Origin of the sequence: Moraxella tetraodonis (assembly GCF_022359095.1) — a bacterium.
Taxonomy (GTDB): domain Bacteria; phylum Pseudomonadota; class Gammaproteobacteria; order Pseudomonadales; family Moraxellaceae; genus Faucicola; species Faucicola tetraodonis.
The window spans coordinates 1-23,928 of the sequence record NZ_JACSYB010000002.1; the positions used below are offsets into that span (position 1 = coordinate 1).

Genomic DNA, 23,928 nt, shown 5'->3' on the forward strand with positions numbered 1-23,928 from the left:
CCCAAGCATTAGAATACAAACCAGATACGGTGTCAGCATAGTATGAAATTTTTAAATAAAAATCTTGATATTTACCTACCTGTCTATGAAATTGAGTCTATTATTAGCTATCAGTCAGTAAGAAAACCGACAGCATTTGAAGGGCTAATCCTTAATCTTATTTTAGAAGCAGAACCTCAACTCACCCAGCAACCGTTACTAGCTATTGCAGAAAAACTTAAAATAAGTCCGTTTATAATTGAACATACCATTCAAAATTTATTAGACAATGAAATGCTAGAGCATATGTCAGGTGATGTACTAACAAAAAGAGCTTCAGAGCTCTCTGCTACCGCATTAGGTCGAGAGATGTACTATAAGCAAGAAATGCCTGGCAAGACCAAAAAAGAGTCTATTGGAAGTCATTTTAATCCATTATCACAGACTTTAGTCAAGAGGGAAAAAAACTGGATGACTAGTCTGAAAGATAAAACAAAAGCCTTACCAGAACGTCTTTTTCCTATAAATATTAAAGCCATTGAAGACTTAACTCAAGAATACCTTAATCAAGCAGATGAAAAGCTACTGCCTTGGAAAACCGCAAAAACTAATATTAGTAATATTGCGGTACAGGTTGAAACGACGAAATGGCAGGCAATTAAAGGGCAGATGGGAATAGATGGAAATGGCAATCTTGCTATAGAAATATCGAATAGTGAAAACGGTGCAAAGCTTCAACAATGGCTCGATACCGCTGACTCAGAATTGGTGTGGAATTCAATTCTAGCTCCACACTTTTCACTGGATAGTGAAGAATTAGGTGATATAAACTGGCAGACAGTCGAAGACGTTGCCTTATTAGGCGATAATATCACAGTTACCAAACCTAAACTAATTGTATATCACGATGAAAGTGCATTTCCAAATGCGAATAACTTACAAATAGTGCTCGCAGAGACAGATGAAGTCACATTAAAGGGACACTTATTGACTATTCCTACCCATAGCAATTTTAAAGCTAAATTTTCTCCACCAGAAACTATTAATTTTCTAGACAATCTTTTTAACCCACAAAAACCGAGTGAAAAGGTAATTAAAGCATTCGATAAGCTTTATGTTGATACCAATAATCAAGCTTCAATTGTTAAAGAAGGTAATACGACTATTTATTTTGCTAAACAATCACACCAAATCGGCTTAAATATTAAACAAAAAGACTCGTATTATTGGGAAAAGTTGAAAGACCATCTAATTAGCCTAGGGCGTAGAGATGAAAACAATGCCATTCCTATTTTAGCGTTTGCAGGAAGCTTTCTAACAGAAGATATTATTATTAGTGAATTGCCGGAACTAACGATGGGAGCTTTTTTAAACTTTAATAAGTTGCTAAAGAAATTTAGTAGTAAACCTATTAGACTTGATACCGATTTAATGCAACGGATTGGAAAGCTATCTTCAATTAAAGAACTTCAGGAATTTAAAGAAATTTTTGGTAAACAAGTGATTATGGAGGAAAACTGGCTATCTGTATCACTTAAAGAAGTGCTTATTAAAGAAGGCTTAATGAACGCCAAACTTTATAATACATCATTTGATGATGACTTAAAGCCTTTTTCCGAGGTTAATAGCAAATTAACCAAACAATTAAATCTCGAAAAAATCAAGAAAAGCCTTGTTATCAATATTTTGCCTACAGATAGTCTTAATTTAACTAGTATACAGCTAGTCGAATCTTGGTTAAGATTATTTAAAGATATTACTAATAAATTTTCTGTTTTAAGTAAAGTTGAAGAATTTACTGAGCAATTTAAACTTTTATCAAGTTTACAAACTCAAATTCAACACAATTTTGCCCCTGTTCAAGCGGATAATAGAAAAGTCGCCGTCTTTGATACGAGTTATGTCATGAGATATAGTGATACTCTGAAAGCTCTTGCCGAAAATAGTAATATTGTGATACCTAGGATAGTAATTGATGAACTAGATGCCCTAAAAATAGATGATAATGGTAATAGTGAAAAAGCTAAACAAGCAAGACAAGCTAGTAGAATAATTGGTGAAATTTCCAACGAAAAGGTCTTTATTGAGCCTAGCCATGAAAATTTAAGAAGTTACATCAAAGACAACGGAAAAGATTTAAGTAATGATGAGCTTATTTTAACCGTAGCTTTATACCATCGTTTAAATGATGTGACGTTTTATTGTGCCGATAACAATTTAAATCTTAAGGCGAAATCAATACATATTCCTACACAATCAAAGCCTGTTGCATAAAATAATAAGCCATTAGAAAGGATGCTGAGTATGAGTGCTATTCATGAAAGACGTTACCGCTTACAACGAGAAAGGGAAATTGCCCAAAATAGAGTAAGGGCGACCACCGAAAATTATTTAGAACGGTATGAACAACTACTTAATAACTTACAAGATCAAGGCTTAGAAGAATTTGTATCAGTAGAAATGGCCGAAGTACGCACTGCAATTAGGAGTGCTAGGGCTTATCTTTCTAAAGATGCGTTTAGAGCAAGAAATATAAGTATGCAAATTGGTCAAGAAATCTATGCTTTACCAAGCATGGCGAGGGATTTAAGAAATATCTCAGTTGAAACTCAACGTTTTGAGCAACAAGAGAAGCAACGAAGAGAATCTGAAGAAAAGCAACAACACCAACAGAATCTACAACAAATGTGGCAAGAAAGTTTGGAAACTTGGACAGACAAACTTTCTCGCAATTTAGCTATGCAAGAATTAAGTACATTAAAACAGCGATTGTTTGATTCGGCTAACAATTACACTAAGCAACAGTTAATTTCTGAACTTAACCACATTAAAGTTCAGTATGAAGCTAAAGCTGAAAAAAAACGTCAATCTATAAAAGACCATTCTCAACAAGAAGCTACTAAAAAAATGGTAGAGGAATTGGCAGAGGATATTCAACAAGAAAATTTGCCAGAAAGGCAAAGTGCTGAACTTAAATCTCAACTACAAAATGCTATCTTAGATCCTAATTTATCTTTTTCAACCTTGCAATCATTGATGCAGGAAACTGATAAAGCATTAATTGATGAAAGTATTCGCAAAGAAATGGTAAAAGCCGTCTATGCTTCACTCAAACAAGCTGGATTTAGTGTGCTAAATCCGAAATTAGTCAAAAATGATGATGAAGATGTAGTTATTATTCAAGCTCATCGTCCTTCTGGCAACCAAGCGAAATTTAAGATTGAACTTGATGGAAAAATGCGATACGAGTTTGATAATTATCGAGGGCAAACCTGCCAGGAAGATATGAAGCAAGTTTTGCCAAAATTGGAAGAGATTTATGGGGTTAATCTCTCAGAAGAAAGAGTGATTTGGTCTAACCCGGATGACGAACAACAAGACATGAAGCCAATTACACCTTTGAATGCCAAAAGTGGACAATAAAAATTAGGAAACGACATGAGTAATTATATTAATCCATGGTTGGAAAATTTTGAACGTCAAATATTATTGAGAAGAGCGATTATCATTTCTGGCAATATTGTCGATTTAGCTTTTTCGGCGAACAATAAACCAGAACCTTTAAATATGGTTATCAATGAAACATTGCTTAAAAAGGGCTATCAGCACGCTGTTTTCTATTCTCGTGTTGGTGGAATATCAGGTGTTAGTCCAAGCGAATGGGATAATTTGCAAGCAGTAGGCTTACAATCCGAAGCAGTAGTTGGTGATGATTATGATATGGGAGATTTTGAGCCAGCAACTAGCCTTCAAGTAACAGGTAAAACGGAACTCACCCCAAAAGATTTCTTTGCTGTAACAGAAAAAGTGATAGCTGACCCAAAACGTAAAGTGGCTTTTATTATTGACTGGTCAAATTATCTATTTGGTCAAGCAAACAGCCTAACAGAAGCAGAAAGAGCTTGGTTACAGCAAATCTCAAAAACAATCCGAGATGCTCAACTTAGTATGGGGTCGCATGAAATTGATAAACCACAAAGTATTTTGATTTTTTTATGCTCAGGTACAAGCGTTTTGCCACCTTCGCTTTATTTAAATAATCCCTTATTTAGTGAAATTACTATCTCATTACCTTCGATCAAAGAAAGAGAGCAAGCTTTGTTAGAGTTAGGGCATATTTTTTCTTTAGATGAGGATTTTAGAGTACAACATCAGTTATTGAGTGAAATAGTTACTCAAACCGATGGATTGACAATTCGTGATATTTATAATTTAGCTCGTTTATCTCGTCAAGAACAGCAGGTTTCCAATATTAATAATCTGGTATCTTTATACAAATTTGGCAAACGCCAATCGCCTTGGGAACAACTTAATCATCAAAAGCTAGAGGCTATTAAAAAAACATTAGGATATCGTGTTAAAGGTCAAGAACATGCTATTGAAGCAGTCTATAAAGTTCTAATTAGAGCTTATACAGGACTATCTGGGTTGCAACATTCATCCAAAGCAAAAACGCCGAAAGGTGCTTTGTTTTTCGTTGGACCAACAGGTGTAGGTAAAACCGAGCTTGCAAAATCCTTAGCACAATTTTTATTTGGTGATGAAGATGCTTGTATTCGTTTTGATATGTCAGAATTTAATCATGAACACGCTGACCAACGGCTAGTTGGTGCACCCCCAGGTTATGTTGGTTTTGAGCAAGGCGGACAACTTACGAATTCGGTTAAAGCCCGTCCGTTTTCTCTGTTGTTGTTTGATGAAATTGAAAAAGCTCATCCTAGAATATTGGATAAATTTTTACAGATTTTAGAAGATGGACGTCTAACAGATGGTAAAGGTGAAACTGTATCATTTTCTGATACATTTATCGTATTTACCTCAAACATTGGAGCAAGTGAGATCCTACCTTCTAATATTGAACAAGTTCATGAAGATTTCAAAACTGCGGTGCAAAATCACTTTAGAAATGAATTAAAACGTCCTGAGCTATTAGGGCGTATTGGTGAAGCTAATATCATTCCCTTTAATTTTATGCAAAATGATGAAATTCTAAAAGAAATTGCTCGTGCTAAATTAAGACCATTAGAGACTCGACTTAAAGAAAAATGGCAAATAAAAGCATTGGTCTTTGAAGATGAGGATAAAGCTCTTCAAACCATTGTAAATAGTGTAAATAAACAACATGGGGGACGAGGGATTCTGAACATACTTACTCAAAAGTTATTTGACCCATTAGCGGACTTCTTATTTGTAAATATTAGCAGACCTGAGAAACTTAAAAATCAGACTATTCAGATTATTCAAGCCGGCAAACAGTTTGATTTTGATATTATATAGGGAAAAATATGACTTGGTTGAACATTGCCAAAATTATCGATGCGACAGAAGCCGAAGGACCAGGTTTAAGAACCGCTATTTGGACACAAGGATGTTTAAAACGTTGTTCGGGATGTTGTAATGCAGAATTTCTTAAAATTAAGCCAGCTACAATTAAAACCATAGAAGAAATCATTGAGCGAATAGAATATAACCAAACCAAATATAATATAGAAGGCATTACGTTGTTAGGTGGCGAACCATTTATACAAGCTGAAGGATTGAGTATGGTGGCGTCTAGCTGTCAAAAAATGGGACTATCAGTGATAACTTTTACAGGCTATATCTTGGCTGATATAGTTGAAAAAAATTTTAAAGGCAGTACTAATCTATTAAGACATACAGATGTATTGATAGATGGTGAGTTTGAAATTAATCAAATTGATCAACGAAGAAACTGGGTAGGTTCTAAAAATCAAATATTCCACTATCTATCCAATCGATATAATAAGGAAATTGAAACTATGCCACTAAAAGCAACTAATGAATGGCGGATATATTCTAATGGTCATATTTCGGGAAATGGTTTACCTTTTATACTTAAAATATGATCTTCAACAATAGTTCATATTAGTAGTATAGTCTTTACTTCCATCAATATTAGTGTCTGAAACATCCAAAAATATTGGAGGCAGATAATATGTAAATTATGTTTAAAGGATATACCTTTTATCTTGAAATTCATTAGAAAGGCTAGTGCGTAATGCTTTAGAACAATAAAATGCCGAAAAATTATGTTGCTCATTAATTAATGATAGTTCATAAAAAAAATCAATGACTTGCTGTTTAGTTGGTGGTACACAATCCAGACGATTTCCTTCATCCAAATGTAATACATTTGCACTTGAGACAATACCAAACCGAGCTAGGTCTTGACAGACACTTAATAGTTTATTCACAGGCTCTAAACCTAAAACGAAATTTGTCCATGATTTCCCATATCCAAAAATATCAACAGATTGCTTTAAACGTTCTATAAAGAAATCTCTACCTAACTTACTTTTGCCAGGACAGTATTTTGTAAACCACGGGTCATTAGCAACTTCTAAATTGAAAACAACAATCTCAATACCTGAATCCTTCAGAAGTTGTAAACGTTTGACGTCATGTGGAGGCGATATGACGGCTATAAGCCCTTCAGTAGCTCTATCTTTAAGTAGGGGATGAATAGTAGCAGCAATATCTGCATATATATCTGATTGTAAATCAAGTTGATTATTGGGTAAATTACCTGAAATTAAAATAACGTGCATATGCTCATCATAACAACTAGAATCTAAGGCAAATCTTATTGATTCGGTTAAATTTTTCAAATAATTATCTCGCACATTAATCCAAGGATGATTATCCTTAGCTATATGAGATGCATGCAATGCATCTGATGGATTCTGAATAGCTACATTATTTGCCCCACAGAATTTACAAATACTCGATATTAAACACCCTTTCCAAGGAATAATGTTTAGTTCATCATAACCACATGCTGAAATATATTTTTTAGCGAAATCACCATCTGATGTTTTTCTATTATAGTAATCAGGTTCTGGAACGAATTCTATAAGAACGTCTTTATATACCACTTCATCTGTAATCGTACAGAATAATTGACCATAACTATTAACATCGATAAGTACAGGTTCTGATAGTCCATGTGATGATACACAGGAAACAACGGTCGTATAATTGTCAAAAGTTAGAAATAATTCTTGTGGACGACCAGCTATATAACCTTTAGGTGCATTATAGACAAGATTTTGACCTTTAGCATTAAATTGGGAAGCCAACAATAAAGCGGCTTTACTAAAATTGACACCTCTAGTTAAGATTTCAATTTTTAACTCAGTTTCTGGCATTAAAATCACAGCAATTCCTTTATAACTTGTTTTAACCAAATAAAATGAAAAACAGGAAAAATCAATTGATACAATATTGCGGATAAAATATATTTAGGTTTAAAAAACGTCAGTATGACACCGACTATCAATACTAATAATATAAAAATTACAAATTTATTCGTCGCCAATATTAACAACAAAACCCAATATAAAATAGGAATAATATGATAACTAAATGCGTGAATTAATAATAATTTTTTTTCCTTGGTATTTGGTTTTGTTTTTTCTAATAATTGAGAATATCCAGTTGCCCATCTTCTTCTCTGGTTAGCAAGCCCACTTAGACTATATGAAGGTAACTCATAAGCAACTACTTGTTTGCTAAATAGATAATTTAGATGATTTTGAGCACTATAAATTCCGACAGATAAATCATCTAGGTATGTATCAATATTATTTAATTTATCTTTAAACGCATTCACTTTAATCACAAAACACTGACCAGGAATAGTAATCCCAATGCCCAATTTCCATAATGTAGGTCTTAGAAAATTATGTGATAACAGCTTATCTACCATAACTAACTGTGAGACAAAATTATTCACTTCTCTACTATATATTTTACCCCATCCTATAGCATATTTGTTGGCTATGAACTCGTTAACCATATTTGTAATAGCCGCATTATCTGCAGCTATATCATTATCTAAGCTTAATAAGTAATCTGCTTCAGTCTTTGCTAATGCATCTAATAACTTAATGTATTTCGTACCTGTAAAAATCTGCTGATTAATTATAAATTGTGGTTTCAAATAACTATAATTTTGAATAGTTTCACAATATAAACTCATTGTGAGTTTAGGATAAACTGTAACTAATATATTTCCAATATCCACAAGTTCTTGAGTAAGTAATTCATCTTGTCTAAGGTAACTGATTATTTGTAGATTATTGTTCATTAATAACCTCAAGATGATTATTTATGTATAAATACTTTATGCCTATCGATTTGGCACATTCCCTTGCATTCTCAGGAGTTTCTACTATAGGTTCGTCCTTACCATTAAATGAGGTATTGATAAGAATAAAATTATTAGTCAGATATTCATATTGTTCCAAGATTTTGTAAAGTAAGCTAGAATCCTCATCTATCACTTGAATACGAGCTGTATTATCAATATGTACTAATGCTGGATATTCTTTTGTTATCTCTGGATTAACATGAACAGCTGAAAGCATATAATCACTAGCTAATTTATCTGAAGTAAGTTTTTCTAAATTTCTTCTTAATATGATTCCGCCGAAAGGTCTAAAAATTTCACGTCTTTTGACATTTATATTTAAATAATTTTTGACTTGAAGATTGGTGGCGACAGCTAAAATAGAGCGATATCCTAAAGCTCTTGGCCCAAATTCTGAACCTTTATTGTGAATTGCTATGATATTTTCTTGATTTAAAAGCTCTACTATTCGATTAACAGTTTTTTCACTAACAGAATTTTTAACATCATAATTAAAACCTTGGCTTATATGGTAAGTAATAGGCTTAAAATTACCAAATTTTTCTCTTAATTGCCAAATAGCAGCTCCTACTGACAGCCCATCATCTCCACTTGCTGGAAATACTCCCATTGTATGTACGACGGGTATATTTGCGATTAAACCGTTACTTTTACAATTTAATGCTACACCGCCACCTAATAAAAGATGAGGCAAACGGTATTTTTCTATAAGTTTAATAGAACGAAAGGAGAAATAATTTTCTAATGATAATTGCAATTTAAAGGCGATTTGTCTAGCAAGAAGTTGATGCCAATCCCAGTCAATTGCCGCTGAGCAAATTTTAATAAAATTTAACCATGCTGGATTAACAACAGTCTGACTAGGGTCTTCGCTAAGAAAAGTTTCTGGAATATCAGGGTTGTCAGATCCAAGTGCTGCTAAAGCCATAACTTTACCTGCAGCATGGTCTGACTTAAATATCATTCTACTTACTAATCTATAAGCATAGCCAATACTGTCTATAAAATTGCCTATTTGTTCTTGATTCTTCAAGTATTTCTTATAAATTTTTTCTAAGGGAGTAATATGCCCCTTATGGTAGTAATAGACAGATTCCGTTTCAAAGTAATCTTCGTTTTCGTATCTATAATCATCATTGTCTTGAGGGCGACAACCTCTACCATCATTCACTAAGATAATCGCTTCAGCACTTTTAGCCATAATACTAGCACTATATGCATGAAGAAAATGATGCTTGTACGTTACGATAACATTATCAAATATGTCGTAATAGGCATCGTTTATTTCCGAAGCATCATGCCATTGACTACGCACAACTAAATCTATATCTTTCGAAGAGAGATTGAATTTCCCAAGCAAATATGCAATACACTCTACAGGTTCTCCAGAATCATGTTTAATTCTAGTAAGTCGCTCTTTGCTTATTGTTGCAACAACACAATTATCGATTAGTAAACATGCTGAAGCATCATGACCACTATGAACGCCAATAATTTTTATCGTCATAAATTACCTCGTTTCTTTGAATTAATCCTAATGCTAACAACTGCCTAGTATTTTCAATAATATCAGGACAATGAAAAGCTTGAATTAAGCCATCCATTGGCTGCTTTATTAATTCTTTATTAATTCTAATGGGTTCAGCTAGTAAAGAACGATTTTGGTTTTTATAATGTATAAGATCTTTAATATTTTTAGCAGTGGCATTGGAAATAATTAAAATTTTAGCAGTATGATTGATTAAATTTAAATATCTATTGGCAGACAGATAAGCTGAATGCCAAGGATATCCGCCATATAGAATATACGACAATCTCTCAGTAAACAAAATATCTTTCACTTCTTCTAATTCGAAATTTAATGATTTCAACTCAATTTTTAATTTTTCTAGTATACAAATATAGATAGGGTTAATAAAAATAAAAGTTTTATTAACGGTATATATCGTTTTATAAGATTTAAATTGAGACAAACGGTTTTCTGTGTCAGATAGCCAAAAAACTAATTGAGGAACAATATGCCATAAACAATCATCAATATCCTGATCAATGGGCAAAATATCATCTAAATCGTCTAATTCTTCTAATCTATTTACTAGATTATTCTTTTCTATGCTAAAATCTAGATTTGTTAAACACTGGTAAAGTAGTTCAATTTCTTTATACTCCATTAATTATAATACTCCACTGACTATCAATATCTTCGCAATATCTTTTCGCTTGTGATATAGACGTGGCTTTAAAACATACTTCGCCAATCCGAGCATTTGCGCTCCCAATTCTGCTAACTAATTTATCTCCTAATTTTTTATACCAAATAACATGATGTTTTGGATTAAATCGACTAAATAATTGAGTTATTTCCCCTTCTTTTTCTGTAATAAGATTCTTTTGAACACTCAACGGGGTGAATACTATAGGTTTACCGAGTAAAGCTTGAGCAACATAACATTGAATACCAGAAAAATCCTTTAATGAGTTCAAACCTCCACCTAGACGGCATGAAAAATCCAAAGGGTATAAACCTTCTGAATTTTCAATAAAATCAAAATGTGCAAAACTATAATCAGATTCATTAAATAGGACTAAACACCATTGCTTAATTGCGTCATAAATATGAGCTGATATATATTTAGGTGTTACATAAGCTTCACATACAGGTTTATGCTCGTGCCATGTAATTATTTTCTGAGTGACTCGTAATATTTCTACTTTGCCATTTCTAAAGAGAATATCTGTACTATACTCCTGCCCTTCAATATATTCTTCTATAACGATTTTTGGTACTTCAACACCCAATATTAAGTTCATAGTGCTTCGATTATCTTTTAATACCAATTCTATAACTTCCTTAACTGAAGTTAGATTCGCATTAAAATTTCTAAAAATCCCATAACTAGAATAGGCTGAATCTAGTCTTGCAATGAAATCGGTAGGCAAATCATCTATCTTATGTTCTGAAGCTAGATAAAAACGATCCACATAATTGAGGTTTGCTTTTTTTAAATAATGAGATAGCATCATTTTAGAGCGACTAGCTGTTAATGCTCTGTCAGAAATATTAGCGACCTTGTTTTTAATAGCTTGTGTTACCCAGTATTCGTTTAAGGGTATAATAAAACAATCTCTTTTTACTGGAATAACTTGAGTCTTAATAACAAAGCTTTGATTAGGCACTTCAATATTTTGAAACATTTCATCATTTTCAATCACTATCACCTCTAAGCCATGATTATTAAAATCATTTACCAAAATATCAATATTTTTTAAGGCAGCAGCTCCTGCTAATATAATTGATTTATTTTTTGACATTTTTTAATTTCATCCTGTCCTCAAAATAGTTTATAGTTGAATGCAACCCATCAAGCAATGAAGTCTCGGCAACCCAATTTAACTGCTTTTGAGCTAGCGTTAAATCAGGCTTTCTTTGTAGAGGATCATTTTCTCTAGCCTCTACATAATGAATATTTAATTTCTTTCCCAAAATATCTTGAACAACATGAGCGATATTAGAAATACTTATTTCATCATCTTTTCCTAAATTTAATGGCTTAGAGTAATTGCTATTCATTAGTAGGATTAAACCTTTAACTAAATCATCGATATAACAAAAACTTCTTGTTTGGTCTCCATTACCAAATATAGTGATAGCTTCATTTTTTAATAATTTTGTGATAAATTCGCAAATTACTCTTCCATCATCTATTTGCATCCCTGGTCCATAGGTATTGAATATTCTTGCTATACTCACTTGTAAATTATATTTTTTAGCATATGCAAAAGTTAGTGTCTCAGATATTCTCTTCCCCTCATCATAACAGGCTCGAGGCCCACATGTACTAACATTCCCATAATATGCTTCTGGCTGTGGATTAACTTTAGGTTCGCCATAAACTTCGCTAGTAGATGCTAATAAAAACTTAGCATCATATGCAGTAGCTAATTCGAGAAGATTTTTTGTACCTAAATAATTTGTATCCAATGTATATATATCGTCTTGCTGGTAATGTAAGGGAGAAGCAGGACATGCGAGATGGTAAATTTGATTTATTTGATAAGTATCTAATTTTAGTGGCTCAATGATATTATGCTCTACTAGAGTAAAATTGGGATGGATAATTAATTCATGCAAATCTTCTATTCGACTAGTTAAGAAACAATCCACACAAATTACTTTATGATTCTTTTCTAATAAAGTCTTGCATAGATTTTTACCAATAAAACCAGCCCCACCAGCAATTAAAATATTCATTCTGAATGAATCTCTCAAACTAATCTTAAGAAAATAAAATTCGACATCAAACTTGTTTTCGTTAGAATGCAACTTGGTCAATGAATTCAAACGAGTCTGCTTAGAAAAAATTACTCACTGAATCACCCCTATTTTGTCGACGATATAAAGTCTTGAGCCAGGCAGCTTAGCCTAACAGGTCTAATAAACGAAAATAGATATTCTACACTTCAATAGGCGACAATTGAACCGTCCTGGTTTTATCGGAGACAAGTTTGCTTGAGTCAGGCAGCATAGCCTGACGGAATTAATGAACAATAGTAGGCATTCTCCGCATCAACAGGTGACACATATCCATTGGTAGAATGCAATCGTTCATGGTTGCACCAGTGTACCCAATCAAGGGTTGCTAGAGCAACATCATTTACGCCATCCCATTCTTCTTTTAAGTAATCAATCACCTCCGCTTTATATAGCCCATTGACGCTTTCTGCTAGGGCGTTATCTGAGCGAGGAATAGCAAAGCACTGCTTTGCCCGAGTGCAAGACGTAGGGCTATGCCCGAAGTGGAGTCGCCTGTCGTGCCGACTGATGCAGCAAGTCCCGATTGTTTAAGCCGTTCACCGTATTTAATCGATAAATACTAGCTACCTTTATCAGAATGATGAATTACCCCGCTCGGTCTGCCACGAGCGTCCAAGGCTTGATTTAGGGCATCTAGGACTAGTTGAGTATTCATGTGATCGGATACCTTCCAGCCAACAATGACCCGTTTAAACACGTCAATGACAAAGGCGTTATAGACCCAGCCTGTTTTGGTCTTGATATAGTTAAAGTCAGCGACCTGAGGAGCACTGCTCCGCAAGAGTCTTTTCTTATTCGGTGCGTCGGCAGTAAATTGGCGTTTCACCAAGTCATTGGGTTTGTCTTGGTCGTCTCGCTGTTTAGTGGTGATCCTACCTTTGCCCCGCCAGATGCCTTGGATGCACAGTTTTTTCATCAGTCGTTCAACGGTACAGCGACCTAATTTGGGTAGACCATCTTGCTTAAGCTTATGCCAGACTTTATGAATGCCATAGCGACAGCCACTGTCTTGCCAAATCTGTTTGATTTGTGCCATAAGGTGTTTGTCGCTTTTTTTACGTCGACTTTGCTTTTCTGGGTTATCTTGTTCATCTTTGATGCGATAGTAGGTGGATGGGGCAATTGGCAGTATTCTACAAATCGAAAGGGCCCCATAATTATCTTTTTGATCATCAATGAATTTGACCATTACTTCGGTTTGCGGCCCTTCTCCGCCTGGGCTTCAATACCAGCTGCTTTACGAATGATTTCATTAGCTTGCTTTAGTTCTTTGATTTCTCGCTCAAGTTCAGCGATACGAGCCGCTTGGCTCTCAGTGCTTATAGTCACAGGATTTTGCTTAGCTAGGTACTTACGATGCCACGAGCGTAGGGTTTCGGGTGTGCAGCCAAATTTGGGGGCGATGGCTTGGATGGCCGCCCATAATGAGGGATAATCTTTTTGTGATTCAATCAGTAATTCGACGGCTCTACTCTTAACTTCTGTTGGGTATTGTTTGCTTTTCATAAGGGTATTGTCTCAGAGTTTTAGGTCTCCGACAATCCCGGGACGGTTCATTGTGGGATTTGCCATGAGTGATAGTCCTGACAGTAAACTGACAATACAAGCCCTTAAAATGGCTTATACGGTGCGTTTAGAGCCATCCAATGTGCTATTTCATTCTGATCAAGGTACGCATTACACCAGTCGAGCATTTGCCGATGCGATTGCCCAGTGCGAAGGCATGAAACATAGTATGAGTCGCCGTGGTCATTCACTGCGGGCATAGCCCTTGCCTTGCGAAGGGGCAAAGCAGTGCTTTGCTTACCCCTTCTCAGGGATAATGCCCCAACTGAGCGGTTTTTTAGAAGTTTTAAGAAAGAATGGTGAGAAGCACTGCTTCGCAAGACAAGCAATAGCGAAGTACCGAAAACTGGTTACGATGATTTGGCTCAAGCAAGAGTCGATGTCGCCAGTTATATCATCGGCTATTACAGTCAAGTTAGACCACACAGCTTCAATGATTACTTAACACCAGTCGAGAAAGAAATACAGTTTTTTAATCAAAATCTCTTAAAGGCTGTCTAATTAATCTTGACCACTACACAAACACCGCAACAGGGGTAAGAATAAAGGTAAAATAATATGTTAAAAATTAATATACAAAAAAGTGAAGTCAAAGAAACAGCCATAGAATTTATGGAATCTTTACAAAATTGGTGTAGTAGGGAACATGTAGTTGAAGCATTTAAACAACAAGGGCGAGCATTAGATGAAAAAGATATAGATTTAGCTATTCACCACTCTAGACAGTTAGTAGAGCCAGTTATAAACGCTTTTCAACCAATTTATTTATTAGCAATCAATGGAAAAATTAATCAGCCTTTTTCCTTTATAAGCTATATGATGAGCAAAACAGGTAGAGTGCTAGGAGATGAGCTATCAGATAATGAAATTAGACTGCCATATTTAAGATTAGCTGAACTTCTAATGGGTGGACTTGACCCTGATTCATTTTATGCAAGTGAATATTATAAGGACAATATTTTACCTGATGGCTTTAAATAAACTGTTCAGTACAAAATTTGGACTATAAAGCATTTACCCCAGAATTCGCAGGGAGTAATATTTTAAAAAATTTTTCGAGAGTCTTTTTAAATGATAAGAGTTAGATAGTCCAAAAAACGGTCGTTTTTTAGACATCTCATTTTGGGCAAAAAATAAGGGCTTTTAGCCCCCATTCTTGTATAGTAAGTTGTCAATCAAACAAATGCTAACTATTCTTAACAGCAAAAGTTTTTAATGAGCAACGCGCAGTAACACTTGGGGTTCAACTTTTGCAATTTTCAGCAGAACGCTAGCCGCCTTTGATGGATAGCGTTTTCCTTGCTCCCAAGCTTGTAAGGTTCGGACTGACACACCTAGAATTTCAGCAAATTCTCGTTGTGATAGTCCCACATTCTGTCTGGCTTCAATGGCTTCGTTAACAATAGGTTGCTCACGTACTACACCTTGCCCGGCTTTAGCTTGTCGGACACTTTCAAGCAATAATGCCCCGAGCTCATCCCCGGTAAATTCATGGTTAGCCAAGTTAATAGTATCTAAGTCTTTCATGCTTTTTATTGCCATGTGTTTAACTCCTTTACCAAGTCTTTTAGTATATGAGCAGGAATATTTTCGGTTTTCGCCTTGGCATAAACCAATAGCATAAATATTTTACCGTTTTCTAAGCGATTATAATAAATCACTCTAACACCACCGCTTTTACCACCACCTTGCCTAGCAAAACGCACCTTACGAACACCGCCACTTTTTGGAACGACATCACCAATATCAGGATTTTGGCTAATCATGGTATGGAGTTCGCCCTGTTCTTCTTTGGTTAATAGGCTATCAACCATTCTTATATACAAAGGCGTTTCAACAATGGTAAACATAAATAATCTCACATACTACATTGTAGTAGTATAACAGACTATGCATTTAAAATTAACCTCAAAATTTAAATGCTATAGGCTTAAAAAAACAGGTAATACGAAGGTTATTCAGAATTTAGCAAATCTACCCCTGCCTTTTTTAACTCCCCTTTCGCCGTCACATAGTGATATAGCGTACTACTGGGAATATCGCCTAGTTCCCTGCAAATCGCTGGGATACTCTTGGTTTGGTCTTGCATGAGATGTTGGGCATAGCGAAGTTTCTCAGCGGTCATGATTCTAGGCCTGCCACCTTTTCGACCACGAGCCCTTGCAGCCGCAATCCCCTCTTTTACTCGCTGCCGAATGATATTACGCTCCATCTCAGCAAAAGCGGCTTGAATCTGCAAAAAGGCTCGACCTGCAGGGGTTGTGGTATCCATCGGTGAATTAATCGCTTTAAAGCCAATGTCTTTTTCAGCCAATTCATCAATCAACTTTATCAAGTCACTGGCTAACCGCCCTAACCTATCCAAATCCAAAACGACTAGCACATCACCTTTTCTCAAATAATTCAGGCAATCATCCAATCCTTTACGTTGGGAATTACTGCCCGATGCTTTGTCTTCAAAAATTCGTTCACAGCCGATTTCTGTTAACGCATCAACTTGACGGTCAAGCAATTGTTTTCCTTCAGAAGTTGACACTCGGGCATAACCGATGAAACTCATAGTAAATTTCTCACGATAAATAATATTTAGTATATCTTATCATATCTAGATTTATTTGGCTTTATCGTGAAATAAACACAATAAATAAGCGCCTAATTGGCGCTGATTTACAAAATCACGAAAAACAATAGGTTGTCGTGATATTGTACTTATAACATTATTTATGGACAATATTCTATATATTAATTTTATTTATGTTACTTTTATAAAATTAATATTTTTCTTATAAAAAGACATTTTTTAATTTTTATATGACTGTTGAAACCTTATCATTTATCTTGACAAGGTTTTATCATAAGCTTCTCGTTTTTCAAGCACTTTATCCAGTAATGCAATACCTGCAGTAATATCGCCTTTAGCGGCTCGAGCTTTGAAGCGAGTTTCAATATCTTGTTTAGCAATCATTAAGGTCATGGCTTCATCAATCAGTTTATTAACACTAACCCCACGAGATACTGCAAGACTTTTGATACGCTCATGTTTTTCTTCAGTTACTCTAAGTGTGATAACGGACATTATGTATCTCCAATAATTGTTTAGGGGTGATGACTTTAAAACTATCAAAGATTAATTCGCTTTGGCGAAAGTCTTTTAAATTCTTCGTAATGATATAATCAGCATTTCCCGCTACAGCTAATTCAACAATAAAATTATCCCCTTCGTCTTTAAGATTGGGTCGCCATAGATAGCTGACATCAATCAAACGACATACTGAATATAACGCATTAAATAGGACTTCTCGCTCTGTAAAGATTAATGCTACAGGGTGGTCGAATACGGATTCACGTCCAATCAGGTCTTCATACTCATACAATAGCGCATGACTGACTAAAGGTGTAAAGTTCCCCGTTAGGCAACCACGAATGACTAAATTGTCATATCGGGAGCCTAAACAAGCCCCAACGATGATATTAGTATCTAAAATAATTTTCATAAAAATGCTATCATATGTGATAGCACTTAGTATACAAGATAAGGATTTAATAATCGAATTTTCTTTTTTTACTTGAGCATAGTTCGCCTATCAATTTCCGCTCCCTCCATATTATAAGCTATAATCACCCATTGATTTTTGACATGAAAGCAAGGACACCCCATGACCGACCAACAAGCCTTACAAAGCAAACTATGGGCAATCGCCAATGAGTTATGGGGAAAAATGTCGCCCGATGAATACCGCAACTATGTACTTGGCTTTATTTTCTACAAATACTTATCCGAAAAAGCAGTAAGTTTCGCCAATATCCTACTCGCCGATGAAGGCATGGATTTGACTTACAATGAACTTGATGAAACCAATCCAGAACACAAGCCTTATATCGATGCTATCAAAGCAAACGCCATTGATGAAGTTGGCTATGCCTTATCGCCCACTCAGCTATTTCACCGTATGGCGACCCGTGCCAAAGCAGGCGATTTTATCCTAGATGACCTTGCCAACAATTTGCGAGCGATTGAGCAAAGTACCCTTGGTACTGATTCTGCTGATGACTTTGCCAATTTGTTTAGTGAAGTGGATTTAAACTCAACCAAACTTGGCAATACTGCCGATGACCGCAATAAGCTGATTAACAAGGTACTTATCCATCTTGACGAGATTGATTTTGATTTGAGTAATAGCGAAAGCGATGTGCTGGGCGATGCGTATGAGTATATGATTGCTAAGTTCGCTGCTGGGGCAGGCAAAAAAGCAGGCGAATTTTACACACCTCAAGGGGTTTCGACCTTGCTTGCTCGCCTTGTGACGCTTGGCAAAACCCGTTTACGCTCGGTGTATGACCCTACTTGTGGCTCGGGTTCGCTGCTACTGCGAGTCAAACGCCAAGTGCAAGATGTTGATATGATTTGTGGTCAAGAGTCCAACCATACGTCCTATAACTTGGCTCGCATGAATATGATTTTGCATGATGTGCATTTTGCCAAGTTTGATATTCGCCAAGAAGACACGCTGGTGCGTCCCCAGCATTTGGACAAACGCTTTGAGGCGGTCGTTGCCAATCCGCCGTTCTCTGCTAACTGGTCAGCCGACCCGTTATTTTTGCAAGATGAGCGATTTGCCGCAGCGGGCAAACTTGCTCCGAAGACCAAAGCGGATATGGCGTTTGTACAGCATATGTTGTATCAGCTCGATGACCATGGCACGATGGCGGTGGTGTTGCCGCATGGGGTGCTGTTTCGTGGCTCAAGTGAGGGGACGATTCGCCAGTATTTGATTGAAAAGTTAAATGTGATTGATGCGGTAATTGGGCTACCTGCCAATATTTTTTATGGAACATCGATTCCGACTTGTGTGCTGGTGCTCAAGAAAAACCGTGACCGTGATGATGTGTTGTTTATTGATGCCAGTGGCAATTTTGAGAAGCAAAAAACGCAAAATGTGTTATTGCCTGCGCATATTGATGCGATTGTCGATGCGTATGCGGGGCGTGAGAATGTGGCGAAGTTTGCCCATGTGGCAAGCCTTGCTGATATCCGCGCCAATGATTTTAATTTGAATATTCCCCGTTATGTGGATACGTTTGAGGCGGAAGCGGCGATTGATTTGGATGCGGTAGCGCGTGAGCTTGCTGAAATTCGTGTGGCGAGTGGTGAGACTGAAAAGCAAATTGGGCGGTTTTGTGATGAGCTTGGGATTGTGTCGCCGTTTGGGGGTTTGAGATGATTGTCCCTAAATTACGCTTTTCTGAATTCAAAGATGATTGGTCAAAAAAGAAATTAGGCGAAGTTGCAGAATTTCTTCAAGGCGAACAAGTAGATTTAGAATTACAAAAGCCAAACCATGCAACTGGTTTAGTTAAATTTTTAAGAATTGAAAATTTTACACAGTTATCATCAGACTTTAGATATGTTCAATATAATGGTAATTTTGAGAAAATACTTAAAACTGATGATATTGCTATAGTCAGATATGGAGCTACGGCTGGTTTCATTTGTTCTGGAATTGAAGGTTTAATCGCAAATAATATTTTTAAAGTAATCGTAAATGAATGTTTAAATAAAAAATTTACTCTAATTCAATTAAAATCTGATAAGGTTTTTAATTATTTACAATCTGAAATGAGCGGCGGTGCTATGCCTGCTTTAAACTTTAAAATCGCGGGCAATATAGATATTTCATTCCCTGAAATTGAAGAACAAGCCAAAATAGCGGAATTTTTGAGTGCAGTGGATGACAAAATTAGCCAACTGAGCCGACAGCTTGAGTTGCTAAGTCAGTATAAAAAAGGCGTGATGCAAAAAATCTTTAGCCAAGAAATCCGCTTTAAAAATGAAAATGGCGAAGATTTTGAAGAGTGGGAAAATTCTTTTATTGGAAATGAATGTAAAATCACTACAGGTAATAAAGATACTCAAAATAAAATTGATGACGGGATTTATCCATTTTTTGTACGCTCTCAAACTGTTGAAAGAATTAATTCTTACAGCATGGATTGTGAGGCTATTTTGACGTCTGGGGATGGCGTTGGTGTCGGTAAAAATTATCATTACATTAACGGTAAATTTGACTTTCACCAAAGGGTTTATTGTCTTTATGATTTTTCAGAAAGATTAAATGGTAAGTACCTTTTTATTTATTTCTCACAGTTCTTTTTTGACCGTGTAAAAAGGTTATCTGCAAAAAATTCAGTTGATTCAGTTCGTATGGATATGATTTCGAAAATGGAAATCAAACTTCCTTCAACTCCAGAACAAGAAAAAATAGCGGAATTTTTAACGGCGATTGACGAGCGAATCGACCACACCACCGCACAGCTTACCCACACAAAACAATGGAAAAAAGGGCTATTGCAGCAGATGTTTGTCTAAGGAATTGACATGAAATTATATAGAGGCGTTAATATCAAGAAATTTGAGCAAGACGGCAAAATTTTAAAAGCCAAAGGGAAAACTGACAAGTTAGAATTTTATGCAGGTGATGACACATTAAAGGTTGGTAATGAAATCTTAACGATAAATCCCAGTGTAGTTAATGCAGTTTATGCTCATAATGGTGATTGGGATAAAGATGATTACAAGAATTTATATAAAGAGACTTCTGCTGCGTTAATTTCACTTACAACTGATATTGACCGAGCTTTTAAATTTGCAACTTATGCCTATAGTGAAGACGGTATTATTTTTGAAATTGAGTTGAGCGACTCTATTTATAATAAAATAGCAATTTCAACCAGTCATCCATATTTTGTGAATGATCATGAAAGAGAAATAGTTATAAATCTAATAGATTATGATTTAAAAATTCCTGATGAATGGATAGTTAACAAGATATATGTTTCAAAAGATGATATACATAAATTTAAAATTTGTTAAATTGGTAATACCATGACAATACAAACGGAAGCCCAACTCGAAAATGCTTTAATCGACCAACTCAACCAATTGGGCTATCAGCGTATCGCCATCAAAGGCGAAAACGACCTAATCAACAACCTACGCACCACCCTCGCTGACATCAACAGCATCGCCCGCTTTAGCGATGACGAATGGCAACAAATCATCAGCCATCTTACCACAGGCACCATCTTTGACAAAGCGAACATCCTACGCGATAAACTCCCCGTCAAATTCGATGATGGCAGCAGTCGGCACATTTACTTTTTATCAGACGACCCCACCCAAAACCGCTACCAAATTAGTAACCAAATTACGGTCGACCATACCACTAGTAACGGACGTACCAGCCGATTTGACGTCACCATTTTGATGAACGGCTTACCACTGGTACAAATTGAACTCAAACGCCGTAGCATGGAAATCGCTGAAGCCTTTCACCAAACTCGGCGTTATAGCCGAGAAGCGTACAGTGCAGGGTATGGGCTATTTGGCTTTATTCAGCTATTTGTCATCAGTAACGGCGTCAATACCCGCTACTACGCCAACGGCACCAAAAACATCGAATTTGCCTTTGCTTGGGCAGATATTACCAACAAACAGATTAACGAAATCACCGACTTTGCTACCAGTTTTCTAACCCCCACGCATCTTACCAAAATGCTCACCCAATACATGATACTGATGTCCACCACCAAAAGCCTGATGGTCATGCGTCCTTATCAGATTTATGCGGTTGAAAACATTATTCAGCATATTAACAGTAACAACAAGAACGGCTATATCTGGCACACTACAGGTTCAGGCAAAACGTTGACATCCTTCAAAGCCAGTCAACTTATCATGAATATGCCCGACATAGCTAAAGTGTTATTTGTGGTTGATAGGAATGACTTGGACACCCAGACGGCTACTGAGTTTAATAACTTTCGAGCCGATAGCGTGGACAGCACCAACAACACCAAAACGTTGGTGAGACAGTTGGGGCAACAGCACGACAAACTGATTGTGACCACCTTACAAAAGCTCAATAACGCCATTTCCAAAGACCATTACAGCGATAATATCGCCTATCTTAAAGACCAAAAAGTCGTGTTTATCTTTGATGAATGCCATCGTAGCCAGTTTGGTGACACCCATAAACGTATCAAACAATTTTTTAACAAGGCTCAGATGTTTGGCTTTACAGGAACACCCATCTTTGAAAAAAACAGCACCAGTAAGGCAGGGCTAAAACTCACCACCAACTATCTATTTGATAAGTGCCTGCACCAGTATGTCATTGTCGATGCGATACGCGATAAAAACGTGCTGCCGTTTCAGATTGACTATCTGGGTCGTTACACCCAAAAAGGCATGGAAAAAAGTAAAGACACAAATACCGAACTGACTGCCGAACAAGTCGAAGCCGTCGATACCAAAGAAGTACTTGAAGACCCAAAACGCCTTAAAATGATAGCTCGGCATATCATTGATACTTATCCCACCAAGACCAAACACGGCGAATTTACCGCCATGTTTTGCGTCAGTTCTGTCGAAGTCTTAACTCAGTATTACGAGCTATTTAAACAAGTCCAAGCCGAAAAACAAGCAGAAGATGAGGCACAGGGCAAGATTTTTAAACCCTTGACCATTGCGACCATTTTCTCATATGCCGCCAATGAAGCAGTGGAAACATTAGATGGTTTACTCGATGAAGAGTCGGCTGACATCCCAACCCAAATCAACCAATCAAGCCGTGACAAGCTTGATAGCTACATTGCCGATTATAACGCCACCTTTGGCACCAATTACAACTCAGGTGACAGCTATTATGCCTATTATCGAGATATCGCCACGCGAGTTCGCAACAAACAAATTGACATCTTAATGGTCGTCAATATGTTTTTAACAGGCTTTGATGCTAAAACTTTAAATACCCTGTACGTTGATAAAAATCTTAAGCATCACGGCTTGATTCAAGCATTCTCCCGCACTAATCGTGTGCTCAATGAAAAAAAACCTTTTGGTAACATTGTTTGCTATCGCAATCTTAAATTTGCCACCGATCAGGCATTGTCGCTATTTTCTAATAAAGACAAAGCCAAAGAAGTGGTTATCATTCCAGACTTTGAAGTTATCTTAGAAAAATACGAGGCGGCAGTCAAAGCTTTAAAAACAATCGTTGCGACGTATCAAGATGTCGATGATTTATACACCGAAGCGCAGCAACTCAGCTTTATTCAAGCATTTCGCGATGTCATGCGTCTGCATACCCAGCTACAAACTTTCAGTGAATACGACCAGGATAACACGAGCTTAGATAAGCAAGAATTTGCCAATTATGTGTCTAAATACAGCGGTCTAAAAAATGGCTTAACCACAGGTGGCGATAAATCCAAAACCTCAATCCTTGAAGATATCGACTTTCAACTTGATTTACTGCATTCTGATAGAGTCAATGTCGGTTATATTGTCAAACTACTACAATTAGCTAAAGACAGTAAAGATAAAAACCAACAACAGCAGTACCGTAAGCAAGTTCAAGATATTTTGAACAACGATATCACACTATATGACAAACAAGAACTTATCCAAAAATTTATTGATGAAAACCTGCCTATAATGCCGAACGGTCAAACAGTCGAAGAAGCGTTTAAGCACTTCTGGGATGTAGAAAAAGAAGCGGCTTATCAAAAAATGTGCGTGGAAGAAAATCTCAAAGTCGAGACCATGCAAAAAGTGATTCAAAACTATGAATACACCAAGCGGCTGCCACGTAAAGATGAGTTAAAGGACTTGCCCAATTATAAAGTAGGACTATTCAATCGAGATACGGTACTGAACAAACTTATGATTCAGACCCACCAGTTGATTGAGCGGTTTTATATGGGTTTATGATATTTGTAAAAAACTTGATAGCTAAACTTAGCTGAACAATGCTCTTAATTTAATAGAAGTGAATACAAGCGCTTTTTTCTGTTCTATTGTATATTGCAACCATTGATAATTTATATTTCGCCT

At 36.2% G+C, this 23,928-nt stretch carries 21 protein-coding genes, 1 pseudogene and 1 other annotated feature; of the genes and pseudogenes, 10 read left to right on the forward strand and 12 right to left on the reverse strand.

Annotated features, from left to right (window positions below; translation table 11 throughout):
* Window positions 1-42 precede the first annotated feature (42 nt).
* Genes H9W84_RS10785 through H9W84_RS10800 form a run of 4 tightly spaced genes read left to right on the forward strand, consistent with a single transcriptional unit; the run spans window position 43 to window position 5,846 of the window.
* Complete coding sequence (locus H9W84_RS10785) at window positions 43-2,253, forward strand: PIN domain-containing protein (protein ID WP_065253537.1); 2,211 nt, start codon at window positions 43-45, stop codon at window positions 2,251-2,253.
* Window positions 2,254-2,283: 30 nt separating this feature from the next.
* Entirely contained in the window at window positions 2,284-3,402 is a 1,119-nt protein-coding gene (locus tag H9W84_RS10790; RefSeq protein ID WP_239743797.1) for a hypothetical protein, read from the forward strand.
* A 15-nt stretch (window positions 3,403-3,417) separates the two neighbouring features.
* Window positions 3,418-5,256: an AAA family ATPase gene (locus tag H9W84_RS10795; protein WP_065253535.1), complete on the forward strand. Its 1,839-nt coding sequence runs from the start codon at window positions 3,418-3,420 to the stop codon at window positions 5,254-5,256.
* A gap of 8 nt (window positions 5,257-5,264) precedes the next feature.
* Window positions 5,265-5,846 (forward strand): 4Fe-4S single cluster domain-containing protein, encoded by a 582-nt coding sequence (locus H9W84_RS10800; RefSeq protein ID WP_239743799.1) that lies wholly within the window; start codon window positions 5,265-5,267, stop codon window positions 5,844-5,846.
* 102 nt (window positions 5,847-5,948) lie between these two features.
* Here the strand turns inward: H9W84_RS10800 and H9W84_RS10805 are convergent, their stop codons facing one another.
* The 7 genes and pseudogenes from H9W84_RS10805 to H9W84_RS10835 all read right to left on the reverse strand — a co-directional run bounded on the left by H9W84_RS10805 (window position 5,949) and on the right by H9W84_RS10835 (window position 13,973).
* Entirely contained in the window at window positions 5,949-7,148 is a 1,200-nt protein-coding gene (locus H9W84_RS10805; RefSeq protein WP_156652208.1) for a radical SAM protein, read from the reverse strand.
* A gap of 5 nt (window positions 7,149-7,153) precedes the next feature.
* Window positions 7,154-8,089: a glycosyltransferase family 2 protein gene (locus H9W84_RS10810; protein ID WP_065253532.1), complete on the reverse strand. Its 936-nt coding sequence runs from the start codon at window positions 8,087-8,089 to the stop codon at window positions 7,154-7,156.
* Window positions 8,079-9,659, reverse strand: a complete 1,581-nt coding sequence (locus tag H9W84_RS10815; RefSeq protein ID WP_239743801.1) for a carbamoyltransferase C-terminal domain-containing protein — start codon at window positions 9,657-9,659, stop codon at window positions 8,079-8,081. The genes H9W84_RS10810 and H9W84_RS10815 overlap by 11 nt, the downstream gene beginning before the upstream one ends.
* Window positions 9,631-10,323, reverse strand: a complete 693-nt coding sequence (locus tag H9W84_RS10820) for a hypothetical protein (RefSeq protein ID WP_065253530.1) — start codon at window positions 10,321-10,323, stop codon at window positions 9,631-9,633. The genes H9W84_RS10815 and H9W84_RS10820 overlap by 29 nt, the downstream gene beginning before the upstream one ends.
* A complete protein-coding gene (locus H9W84_RS10825; protein WP_239743803.1) occupies window positions 10,313-11,464 on the reverse strand; it encodes an ATP-grasp domain-containing protein in 1,152 nt (383 codons plus the stop codon). Before H9W84_RS10825 ends, H9W84_RS10820 begins: the two co-directional genes overlap by 11 nt.
* Window positions 11,451-12,404 (reverse strand): NAD-dependent epimerase/dehydratase family protein, encoded by a 954-nt coding sequence (locus tag H9W84_RS10830; RefSeq protein WP_065253540.1) that lies wholly within the window; start codon window positions 12,402-12,404, stop codon window positions 11,451-11,453. The genes H9W84_RS10825 and H9W84_RS10830 overlap by 14 nt, the downstream gene beginning before the upstream one ends.
* Before the next feature lie 263 nt (window positions 12,405-12,667).
* Window positions 12,668-13,973: pseudogene (locus tag H9W84_RS10835) on the reverse strand (IS3 family transposase).
* Window positions 13,582-13,698 (reverse strand) — a sequence feature (AL1L pseudoknot). It overlaps the preceding pseudogene by 117 nt.
* 52 nt (window positions 13,974-14,025) lie before the next feature.
* Between H9W84_RS10835 and H9W84_RS10840 the strand changes: the two are divergent.
* Both H9W84_RS10840 and H9W84_RS10845 read left to right on the forward strand, forming a co-directional pair.
* On the forward strand, window positions 14,026-14,235 hold the full coding sequence (locus H9W84_RS10840; RefSeq protein WP_338106482.1) for a DDE-type integrase/transposase/recombinase: 210 nt from the start codon (window positions 14,026-14,028) through the stop codon (window positions 14,233-14,235).
* 356 nt (window positions 14,236-14,591) lie between these two features.
* A complete protein-coding gene (locus H9W84_RS10845; protein WP_007115281.1) occupies window positions 14,592-15,014 on the forward strand; it encodes a hypothetical protein in 423 nt (140 codons plus the stop codon).
* 231 nt (window positions 15,015-15,245) lie between these two features.
* Here the strand turns inward: H9W84_RS10845 and H9W84_RS10850 are convergent, their stop codons facing one another.
* The 5 genes from H9W84_RS10850 to H9W84_RS10870 form a co-directional block, all read right to left on the reverse strand.
* The gene (locus tag H9W84_RS10850; RefSeq protein ID WP_065263946.1) at window positions 15,246-15,575 is read right to left on the reverse strand and encodes a helix-turn-helix domain-containing protein; all 330 of its coding nucleotides are present in this window, start codon (window positions 15,573-15,575) and stop codon (window positions 15,246-15,248) included.
* Window positions 15,566-15,883 (reverse strand): type II toxin-antitoxin system RelE/ParE family toxin, encoded by a 318-nt coding sequence (locus H9W84_RS10855; protein WP_239743807.1) that lies wholly within the window; start codon window positions 15,881-15,883, stop codon window positions 15,566-15,568. The genes H9W84_RS10850 and H9W84_RS10855 overlap by 10 nt, the downstream gene beginning before the upstream one ends.
* A gap of 104 nt (window positions 15,884-15,987) precedes the next feature.
* Window positions 15,988-16,593 carry a recombinase family protein gene (locus H9W84_RS10860; RefSeq protein ID WP_239743810.1) on the reverse strand — a complete coding sequence of 202 codons (606 nt, stop codon included), beginning with the start codon at window positions 16,591-16,593 and terminating at the stop codon, window positions 15,988-15,990.
* Between the two features lie 273 nt (window positions 16,594-16,866).
* On the reverse strand, window positions 16,867-17,109 hold the full coding sequence (locus tag H9W84_RS10865) for a toxin-antitoxin system HicB family antitoxin (RefSeq protein ID WP_050324837.1): 243 nt from the start codon (window positions 17,107-17,109) through the stop codon (window positions 16,867-16,869).
* Complete coding sequence (locus H9W84_RS10870; protein ID WP_239743812.1) at window positions 17,090-17,527, reverse strand: putative toxin-antitoxin system toxin component, PIN family; 438 nt, start codon at window positions 17,525-17,527, stop codon at window positions 17,090-17,092. The genes H9W84_RS10865 and H9W84_RS10870 overlap by 20 nt, the downstream gene beginning before the upstream one ends.
* A 162-nt stretch (window positions 17,528-17,689) precedes the next feature.
* On the opposite strand from H9W84_RS10870, the gene H9W84_RS10875 reads away from it, so the two are divergent.
* From H9W84_RS10875 to H9W84_RS10890, 4 genes are read left to right on the forward strand one after another with little or no spacing between them, the layout of a single operon-like run.
* A complete protein-coding gene (locus H9W84_RS10875) occupies window positions 17,690-19,255 on the forward strand; it encodes a type I restriction-modification system subunit M (protein ID WP_239743814.1) in 1,566 nt (521 codons plus the stop codon).
* Window positions 19,252-20,400 carry a restriction endonuclease subunit S gene (locus H9W84_RS10880; protein ID WP_239743816.1) on the forward strand — a complete coding sequence of 383 codons (1,149 nt, stop codon included), beginning with the start codon at window positions 19,252-19,254 and terminating at the stop codon, window positions 20,398-20,400. Before H9W84_RS10875 ends, H9W84_RS10880 begins: the two co-directional genes overlap by 4 nt.
* 9 nt (window positions 20,401-20,409) lie before the next feature.
* Window positions 20,410-20,904: a hypothetical protein gene (locus tag H9W84_RS10885; protein WP_239743818.1), complete on the forward strand. Its 495-nt coding sequence runs from the start codon at window positions 20,410-20,412 to the stop codon at window positions 20,902-20,904.
* Between the two features lie 12 nt (window positions 20,905-20,916).
* Window positions 20,917-23,805, forward strand: a complete 2,889-nt coding sequence (locus H9W84_RS10890; RefSeq protein ID WP_239743820.1) for a type I restriction endonuclease subunit R — start codon at window positions 20,917-20,919, stop codon at window positions 23,803-23,805.
* The last annotated feature ends 123 nt before the right edge of the window (window positions 23,806-23,928 follow it).